The organism is Protofrankia sp. CiT1, assembly GCF_917627335.1.
Classification (GTDB): Bacteria; Actinomycetota; Actinomycetes; order Frankiales; family Frankiaceae; genus Protofrankia.
Genome location: NZ_CAKJTP010000163.1, coordinates 1 through 8,457 on the forward strand (window position 1 = coordinate 1; position 8,457 = coordinate 8,457).

Here is an 8,457-nt window from a genome sequence, read left to right on the forward strand (position 1 = left end):
ACATTGAGCTGGTCGGGGAGGCGGAGATCCGCGATCAGCTACATGATCTGATCATCGCTCTTGGTTCTGACGCGGAGGAGGCCTACATGACCATCGCCGAGCAGCTCCGCGCTGAAGGCCGTGTCGAGGGACGCGTTGAGGGACGCGTTGAGGGACGTGTCGAGGGACGCGTTGAGGGACGCGTTGAGGGACGTGTCGAGGGACGCGTCGAGGGACGCGTCGAGGGACGCGTCGAGACCCTCGTTCAGCAGCTGACACTCAAGTTCGGCCCGCTTCCCGAGGCACTGCTCGCCACTGTGCGTAACGCCTCCACTGACCAGCTCCAGACCTGGACCGTTCGTGTCCTGACCGCCGACACCCTCGACCAGCTCTTCGGCTAACCCCAATGCCGGGACGTTACAGCGGGACAGCGAGGATTTGACCGTACGGACGCTGACGCGTGGGCGGCGGGGCGGCAGCAGCCCGGCCAGGACGGCGAGGCCGATCCGGCCGACCGGGTCCGAGTCGGTGGTGACCACACCCTCGGCGGCGGGCAGCGTCTGTCGGACTGGCTTCCAGGGCGATGGTGAAACTGGCCCGGTCCGTCGGTGCCAGGAACCGATTCCACGGCGGTGACCACGGCCCTACGTAGCGCCTGGCAGCAGCGTCGAAGCCCCGGTCGGCCAGCACCAGCATGTCCCGGGTGAGTAAAGGCAGCAGGCGGCGGGCGTAATCGGTCTCGCCGGTGGCGGGCGGGCCGAAGACCGAGCAGCCACGCCGGGTGATATCGACCCACCGCCGCGGTGATCACCGCCATTCGATGAAGTCGTCCATCCGGTCGCCGAAGCGCTCACGGCTGTACCGTGCGATGCCGTGGATGTGCTCCTCCATGAGACTGTGGGCCTGCTTGGCATGACCGGACAGAATGGCCCGGGCCAGCTTCAGGTGATCGTCGGCGATCAGGTCACGCATCACCCGGGGGTCGTCAGTGAGGGCGACGTGGTGGGCGACGATCCGGCCCATGGTCTGCATGCTCAGCTCGAGCACGCGGTTGCGGGCCAGTGAGGCTATCGCGATGTGGAATCCACCGTGCTCCTGGACGAACTTCCCCAGCTCCTCGTGTTCTTCGTGTTCTTCGTACGCCCCGCCTCCGTCGAGGTAGGGTGCCATCGCGGCGGCCCGCGCGTCCCTGTCCGGGTTGCGGGCGGCCCGGTCGGCCAGAACGCATTCGGCCAGCACCCACGCCTCGAAGAGTTCGGCGTAGGTGGCCCCCGCCAGGTGGAAATACAACGTGGAGATGCGTCCGAGGTTCGACGGGTCGACGGTACCGACCACCGGGCCGCCGCCCGGCCCACGGCGGATGGACAGCAGGCCCTGCACCTCCAGCAGGCGCAGCCCCTCCCGCAACGACTCGCGGCTCACTGAATACTGTTCGAGCATGGCCGCCTCCGACGGCAGGCCGTCACCAGGCTGTAGCCCACGGGCGATGATGTCGTGCACCACATCCCGTGCGACGGTCTCCGATGTCTTCAGGCGGCGCATCACCCCGTCACCCGACGCGATCGCGATGCAGCCTCGCGGAGTCGCCGGGGCCGGTGCGTGCCGACGAGGGCCCAGCGCTCCAGCGGGCGCAGGCAACGGCTCTCGACCGGGGCTGCTCACCATGAGCAGAGGGTACCGCCAGGCCGAGTTGCTCCTGATGAATCGCACCGCCCAGCTCCTTGCCTACCCCGTCCCGCGGACGGGCTGGGCGGGCTGGGCAGTACGGACAGGCCGGTAGCGCCAGTGGCTGTGGCCCGGCTGTCCTGGCTCACCCCGTGACGTCCCCCATGATCCGCAGGGCACGCCGGGCAAGCATCCCGATGTCGTCCCCGCGGCTGGCCATACGTTCATCCGTGCTCTCCCCGCGCACGTAGCGTTGGTGCAACTGCTGGCAGATCACCGCTGTCCGCCAGCAGGCGAACGCCTCATACCAGGCAATGTGTGACAGGTCGGCGCCGGTGCGCGCCGCGTACCGGCGCGTGACCTCCGCCCGGGTGGGCACGCCCAGCGTCCGCAGGCCCGGCACGTGCAGCGCGTGGTCGTCCGCGGTGTCCGACGGGTCGGGCCAGTAGTTGAGCAGCATCCCGACATCGGCAAGCGGGTCGCCGAGCGTCGCCATGTCCCAGTCGAAGACCGATGCCACCCGGTCGGGTGCGGCCGGCGCGAACTGACAGTTGTCAATCTTGAAGTCGTTGTGTATGAGCACGGATGCCCGCGAGACCGGCAGCGTGCGCTCCAGGCGGCGGCCCGCTTCGGTCATCTGTGCGTCGAACTCGGCGGTGGCCACGAGCTCCCAGCGACGGCGCCATCCCGACAGCTGGCGCGCGAGGTATCCGCCGGGCCGGCCGAGATCGTCGAGGCCGCAGCTCGCCGGGTCGACGAGATGCAGGTCGGCGAGAGCGTCGACGGTGGCGAAACCGACGCGGCGAGCCGCGTCGGGCAGGTCACGCAGCGACGGCGGCAGCGCCCCCCAGACCACCACCCCGGCGCGGTACTCGCCGACCACGAAGTCGCTGCCCACGACGTCGTGGTCGGCGCAGAACACGTAGGCCCGCGGAGCGCGGTCGTACTCCTGCCACAGGCGGGACAGCACCCGGTGCTCGCGGCGCATGTCGTGGGCGCCTGGGGCGATCACGCCGAACGGAGGCCGGCGCAGCACCAGACGGGTGTGACCGAACGAGAGCAGATAGGTGAGGTTCGCCGAACCGTTCGGGAACTGCGCCACCGACAGGTCGCCCGTCACCTCCAGCCCCCGCTCGGCCAGCCGCGGCAGCAGGTACCTGGCCAGCCGCTCCCACGGCAGGTCCTCACCGGGGCGGACCGGCGCCAGCTCAGGCGGATCCGCCGGCTCAGGCGAATCCGCTGACAGCCAAGACTCGGCGTTCATCATCCCCGGCCCTTCCCGGTAGTTGCGGTCCTGGTAGGCCACTGTCCTGGTAGGTACTGTCCTGGCCGCGGTCCCGATGCCGCCGGGCAGCGCGCCGCGCGCCCGCGTGCCAGTGGCGCCTGTGGGGGAACCTGGCACAAACCCCCGCAGGCCCCGTTGCGCCTGCCATCCAAAGACCTTAACCTCATGACGAATATAGACGTGACGAATCTGACAACCCCGAGGGAGACCCATGGGCGCGGAAGCTGCGGACAGGGATCTCGAGGCCTTCCGGGGCAGGGTACGTGCCTGGCTCGCCGACCGCGCGGGCCCGCGGGCCGGCCCAGGTGAGGGCCGCCAGGAAGGCTGGGGACAGGGGCCGGACGACGTGTCGGTCTTTCACAGCCTGTCCTTCGCGGACGAGAAGGCGCTGATCGACCGGGCGGCTGCCTGGCAGCGGCAGAAGTTCGACGCCGGCTTCGGCGCGATCACCTGGGCTCCCGAGTACGGCGGCGGCGGGCTCGGGCCCGAGTTCGCCGAGGTGTTCGCCCACGAGGAGGCACACGTCGAGACTCCGCCGGGGCACGAGCTGCTGACGGTGACGCTGCACCTGATCGCCCCAACGATCGAGCTCGTCGGCACCCCCGGCCAGCGCGCTCTCCTGGTGCGGCGGTTCCTGCGCGCCGAGGAGCTGTGCTGCCAGCTGTTCTCCGAGCCGGGCGCTGGTTCCGACCTCGCCGCCCTGGCCACCCGCGCGGTTCGCGACGGTGACGCCTGGGTGGTCAACGGGCAGAAGGTCTGGAGCTCGGGTGCCCAGTTCGCCGACTGGGGCATGCTCATCGCGCGGACCGACCCGGATGCCGCGAAACACGCGGGCCTCACCGCCTTCATGATCGCACTGGGCTCTCCCGGAGTGACCATCCGACCGCTGCGCCAGATGTCGGGCGGTTCGTCGTTCAACGAGGTCTTCCTCGACGACGTCCGGGTTCCCGACTCCCTGCGTCTCGGGGAGGTGGGCGGGGGCTGGCGGACGGCCCTGACGACGCTCGGGTTCGAGCGCGAGGCCAGCAGCGCGCCGAGCCAGGTCGGCGGGGGCTTCCGGGAACTCGTGGCGCTGGCCCGGTGGCTGGGTCGGGCGGGCGATCCGCTGGTCCGCCAGCAGCTCGCCGACGTGTTCATCAACGAACGGCTCGCCCGGGTGTCGGCCCAGCGGGACGAACAGGCCCGGCAGGCCGGCCGGGCGCCGGGGGCGGCGGGCTCCCTGCGCAAGCTGCGCTGGGTGGCGGGCATGGAATCGGCGTCGCGGACGGCCGCTCTGCTGCTCGGCCCGCGCCTGACGGCGGACACCGGTGAGTGGGGCACGTTCTGCTGGAGCGCCCATGTCCTGGGCGCTCCGGGCTACCGGATCGCGGGTGGTTCGGACGAGATCCAGCGCAACATCATCGCCGAGCGGATCCTCGGGCTGCCGGGCGAGCCGCGGACCGACCGGGGCAGGCCCTGGCGGGACATCCCACGTTGACCATCGGCGGATCCCAGCGTGGCGGGAGCACAGATGCGCCAGTGCGATGACCTCGGGCATGGCAGCCCGCTCCAGGGCAAGGTGGCACTCGTGACAGGCGGGAGCCGCGGCCTCGGCCGGGAGATGGTGCTCGCGTTCGCCGCGGCCGGCGCGGACGTCGTGATCACAAGCCGGAAGGCCGCCGGCTGCGCGGAACTCGCCGCGGAGGTCCGCCGCGCCACCGGCCGCAGGGCGTTGCCCTACCCGGCGCACGTCGGCGACTGGGCCGGCCTCACCCGCCTGGTGGACGCCGTCTACGACGAGTTCGGCCGGCTCGACATCCTGGTCAACAACGCCGGTATCGCCCCGCGCTACCCGAGCCTGGACGAGGTGACCGAGGAGCTGTTCGACAAGGTCATCGGGGTCAACCTCAAGGGGCCGTTTCGGCTCACCGCGCTCGCCGGTGCCCGCATGGCCCGCGCCGGCGGCGGTTCGATCATCAACATCAGCAGTGTCGCGGCGGTGCGCCCGACGCCGGGCGACCTCCCCTACGCGGCGGCCAAGGCGGGCCTGAACACCCTGACCGCCGGCTTCGCCCAGGCCTTCGGGCCGACGGTCCGGGTCAACACGATCATGGCAGGGCCGTTCTTCACCGACATCAGCAGGACCTGGGACATCCCGGCCTTCGAGGCGATGGCCGGACGCTTCCCCCTGGGCCGGGGCGGCGACCCGCGCGAGATCGTCGGTGCGGCCCTGTACTTCGCCGGGCCCGCGTCGAGTTTCACCTCCGGCGCGCTGCTCGCCGTCGACGGCGGCCAGGCAGTCGTCCCCTATACCGCTCCGGCTGACGGGCCAGACTGACGGGCCAGACTGCCCCAGACATCCGTTCCGCCCCGGCCGCCACGCAACGGATGTCGGCCTCAGGTGGCAGCGGTCCCCTCCGCGGGATGGACGTTGACGATGACCGCTGTGCCCCGGCTACCGACGAGGGACAGCGCGGACTCCAGCAACCGGCCGTCACCGGCGGCCATGGTCATGACAACGGTGTTCGCCATGCAGCCATGGGTGAGGTCACGCACCGCCGGCAGCGCGCCGTCGAGGGTCGTCGTTGTCAGCGTCGGCTCCCCCGGCCACAGCACCGCCGCGTGGGTTCTCACCGTGCCGTCCCCGCGTCCGGGGCCGGCCGTGTCACCGGGGACACACCTGGGGGCCGGGCCCGCCGACCTCGGCAAGGTAGCCGGTGGCATCCACCCGGCGCTCGCCCCAGCGAATCTCGAGGAGAAGCCTGCTGATTTTCCAGCCGTCCGCTTCGCGTCGCAGCTGGTTGTGGTAGCCGCGCCCGCCGCCGCGCTGGCGCGTCAGCCCCCCACCTTCATCCACACACTCTTGATCTCGGTGAAATCGTCGAGCGAGGCCGCGCCCAGGCTGCGGCCGTGCCCGGAGTTCTTCACGCCGCCGTAGGGCACCGTCGGGTAGACCATCTGGTAGGTGTTCACCCACACCGTTCCGGCCCGTAATGCTCTGCTCGTGCGGTGTGCCAGGCCCAGATCGTTCGTCCACACACCGGCCGCCAGCCCGTACTCGGTGTCGTTGGCGATGGCGATGGCCTCCTCCTCCGAGCCGAACTCCAGCACGGACATCACCGGCCCGAAGATCTCCTCGCGGGCGATCCGCATGTCGTTGCGCACGGATGTGAACACCGTTGGCTGGTGGAAGTAGCCGACGTCGCCATGGCGCTCACCGCCGAGCACCAGCTCCGCGCCCTCGTCCCGGCCGTAGCCGACGTAACGCCGCACCCGCTCCAGCTGCTCGGCGGACACCAGCGGCCCCAGCTGGCTGCTGGGGTCGAAACCCGAGCCGAGCTGGATGTCACGCGAGCCGTCAATGATCATGCTTACCAGTGTGTCGTGCACGGAGCGGTGGACCAACAGGCGGCTGCCCGCGGTGCACACCTGCCCGGACGCGCCCCACACCCCGGCCATGGCCGCGGCGGCGGCGGCCTCCAGGTCGGCGTCGGGGAAGACGATGAACGGGCTCTTGCCGCCGAGCTCGAGGCTCACCCGTTTCACCCGTGCGGCGGCGGCGGCCTGGATGGCGCTTCCGGTCGCCACCGAACCGGTGAACGACACGGCGTCGATGTTGGCGGAGGTGACGAGGGCCGCGCCCACCACCTCACCGACACCTTGGACGACGTTGAAGACCCCCGGCGGGATTCCCGCCTCGAGCGCCAGCTCCGCCATGAGAACCGCCGACATGGGGGTCTGCTCGGCCGGCTTCAGCACGACGCTGTTGCCGGCGCTGATGGCGGCGGCCACCGCGGCGAACACGGCTGTCGGCCCGTTCCACGGGGTGATCAGGCCGATGGCGCCGATCGGCTCCCGATGCTGGTAGACGACCAGGTCCGACGGTACCGCCGGGATCGCTCCGGCAATCTTGGAGGGCCAGCCAGCGTAGTAGTCGATACCGTCGACCGCGAACTGGACGATGAAGCCCTCGTAGAAACGCGGCAGTCCCGAGTCGATCACGTCGATCTCGGCGAAGACGTCGGCCCGCTCCGCCAGGAGGCTGGCGAGCCTGCGCATCCGGCGTTCCTTTTCCAGCGGCGGGAGGAAGCGCCACCGACCGTCGTCGAACGCGGCACGCGCGGACCGCGCGGCCCTTTCGGCGTCGGCCGCCGAGCCGGCCGCGGCGGTGGCGACGTGGCGTTCTGTCGCGGGGTCGATGACCGCCATCGTCGCCCCGTCGAGGGACGGGACGACCGCACCGTCGATCACGTGGCCGAACAGGGGGCGCGCCAGCTGGCGGGCGGTTTCCGCCGAGATCGGATATACCGATTGATCATCCAATGTGCTACTCATCGAAGCTGCTCCGATCTGGTTGCGGGAAACCCGCGGACATCACCGCGGTCACGGCGTTCGACGGCCAGGGCAGTTCGACGGCCAGGGCACAGGAGATCCCCGGACACCGGCCTGGGCCCGCGTCACGGCTCGGCCACGGTTGTGACGGCGGGCTCGGTCGCGGTCGTGGCCGCCTGTGCCCGCCGGCTGCGCCGCGTCTGGGCGACCTGCCGGCTCGCCAGGGAGACCGCGATCAGCAGCGCCACCCCCTGGAACAGCGGCTGGATCCAGAAGGTGCCAGGCCCGAAGGCCAGCTGTAGCCCCTTGACGCCGAAAGCGAGCGCGAAGTAAGCGATCAGCGTGCCCCACACATTGGGCCGCCGGGAGAACTGCGACGCCCCGAAGAACACCGCCGCCAGCGCGGGGAACAGCAGGCCCGGACCGGCGTCCGCGGTGTAGGCGCCGACCCGCATCGCGTAGATGACGCCGGCGATCCCGGCCACCGCGCCGGAGGCGACGAGCGAGCCGTAGACAAGCCGCTCCGTCGACAGGCCGGCCAGCCGCGCGGCATCGGGGCTGCTGCCGACGGCGAACAGGTAGCGCCCGGCCGGCGTGTGCTCCAGCACGAACCACCCGATGACCGCCAGTACCAGCAGGTAGAGCACGACCACCGGAACACCCAGCAGGTTCGTGCTGCCAAGCGTCGCGAACCGGTCGGAGAACGCGCCGGTGATCTGACGGTTGTCGGAGACCTTCAGCCCCACAGCGGTGAGCACCTGGCTCACGCCGAGGGTGGCTATCAGTGAGTTGACCCGCAACCGCACCACCAGGAAACCGCTGATCAGACCGACCAGGCAGCACAACAGCACAGCGCCGGTACAGACCAGGGCGATCGGGACGCCGGTGTTGGCCGCGAACCAGTTGATCACGACGAGCGACAGCCCCATCATCGCGCCGATCGACAGGTCGAAAACACCGGCCGCGAGCGGGACGAGGAAGGCCAGTGCCAGAACCGCCGTCACCACGCCTTCACCGAAGGTGAGACGGAACGTGCTGACCGTCAGGAACAGGTGCGGCTTGAGCGCGCCGAAGATGACGATGAACAGCGCGAAGAGAATCAGTGCGCTGTACCTGCCGAGCGTGACGCTGACCGGCTGCCGGACCGGCTCCGGCGGACGGGGAGCGCCGGAACTCCCGCGGCCCGTCCCGCCCGCCGCGGCGACGCCGGCTTCCCG

General features: G+C 70.6%; 8 protein-coding genes and 1 pseudogene. 3 read left to right on the forward strand and 6 right to left on the reverse strand.

Annotation, left to right across the window (positions count from 1 at the left end; genetic code table 11):
- Positions 1-380: pseudogene (locus MJ785_RS18510) on the forward strand (cytosolic protein); the annotation flags it as partial.
- Between the two features lie 406 nt (positions 381-786).
- Here MJ785_RS18510 and MJ785_RS18515 read toward each other — a convergent pair.
- Together MJ785_RS18515 and MJ785_RS18520 are read right to left on the reverse strand one after the other, a co-directional pair.
- A complete protein-coding gene (locus tag MJ785_RS18515; protein ID WP_239312590.1) occupies positions 787-1,521 on the reverse strand; it encodes a FadR/GntR family transcriptional regulator in 735 nt (244 codons plus the stop codon).
- A 268-nt stretch (positions 1,522-1,789) separates the two neighbouring features.
- On the reverse strand, positions 1,790-2,908 hold the full coding sequence (locus MJ785_RS18520; protein ID WP_370652982.1) for a phosphotransferase family protein: 1,119 nt from the start codon (positions 2,906-2,908) through the stop codon (positions 1,790-1,792).
- 232 nt (positions 2,909-3,140) lie between these two features.
- Here MJ785_RS18520 and MJ785_RS18525 point away from each other — a divergent pair, with 232 nt between their 5' ends.
- The gene (locus tag MJ785_RS18525) at positions 3,141-4,406 is read left to right on the forward strand and encodes an acyl-CoA dehydrogenase family protein (protein WP_239382004.1); all 1,266 of its coding nucleotides are present in this window, start codon (positions 3,141-3,143) and stop codon (positions 4,404-4,406) included.
- A 33-nt stretch (positions 4,407-4,439) separates the two neighbouring features.
- Complete coding sequence (locus tag MJ785_RS18530; RefSeq protein WP_239382006.1) at positions 4,440-5,246, forward strand: SDR family NAD(P)-dependent oxidoreductase; 807 nt, start codon at positions 4,440-4,442, stop codon at positions 5,244-5,246.
- Between the two features lie 59 nt (positions 5,247-5,305).
- Here MJ785_RS18530 and MJ785_RS18535 read toward each other — a convergent pair whose 3' ends face one another.
- The 4 genes from MJ785_RS18535 to MJ785_RS18550 all read right to left on the reverse strand — a co-directional run.
- Complete coding sequence (locus MJ785_RS18535; RefSeq protein WP_239312560.1) at positions 5,306-5,542, reverse strand: hypothetical protein; 237 nt, start codon at positions 5,540-5,542, stop codon at positions 5,306-5,308.
- Positions 5,543-5,573: 31 nt separating this feature from the next.
- Entirely contained in the window at positions 5,574-5,765 is a 192-nt protein-coding gene (locus MJ785_RS18540; protein WP_239312557.1) for a hypothetical protein, read from the reverse strand.
- Complete coding sequence (locus MJ785_RS18545; protein ID WP_239312556.1) at positions 5,744-7,243, reverse strand: aldehyde dehydrogenase; 1,500 nt, start codon at positions 7,241-7,243, stop codon at positions 5,744-5,746. The genes MJ785_RS18540 and MJ785_RS18545 overlap by 22 nt, the downstream gene beginning before the upstream one ends.
- Positions 7,244-7,365: 122 nt before the next feature.
- Positions 7,366-8,457, reverse strand: a 1,092-nt coding sequence (locus tag MJ785_RS18550; protein WP_239382008.1) for an ABC transporter permease, incomplete at its 5' end; no start/stop codon positions are given.

What these genes read in the sequence shown, in the direction of transcription:
- MJ785_RS18545 (WP_239312556.1), bottom strand. Translation starts at nt 7,243, where the DNA reads ATGAGTAGCACATTGGATGATCAATCGGTATATCCGATCTCGGCGGAA.
- MJ785_RS18530 (WP_239382006.1), top strand. Translation starts at nt 4,440, where the DNA reads ATGCGCCAGTGCGATGACCTCGGGCATGGCAGCCCGCTCCAGGGCAAG.
- MJ785_RS18525 (WP_239382004.1), top strand. Translation starts at nt 3,141, where the DNA reads ATGGGCGCGGAAGCTGCGGACAGGGATCTCGAGGCCTTCCGGGGCAGG.
- MJ785_RS18520 (WP_370652982.1), bottom strand. Translation starts at nt 2,908, where the DNA reads ATGAACGCCGAGTCTTGGCTGTCAGCGGATTCGCCTGAGCCGGCGGAT.
- MJ785_RS18515 (WP_239312590.1), bottom strand. Translation starts at nt 1,521, where the DNA reads ATGCGCCGCCTGAAGACATCGGAGACCGTCGCACGGGATGTGGTGCAC.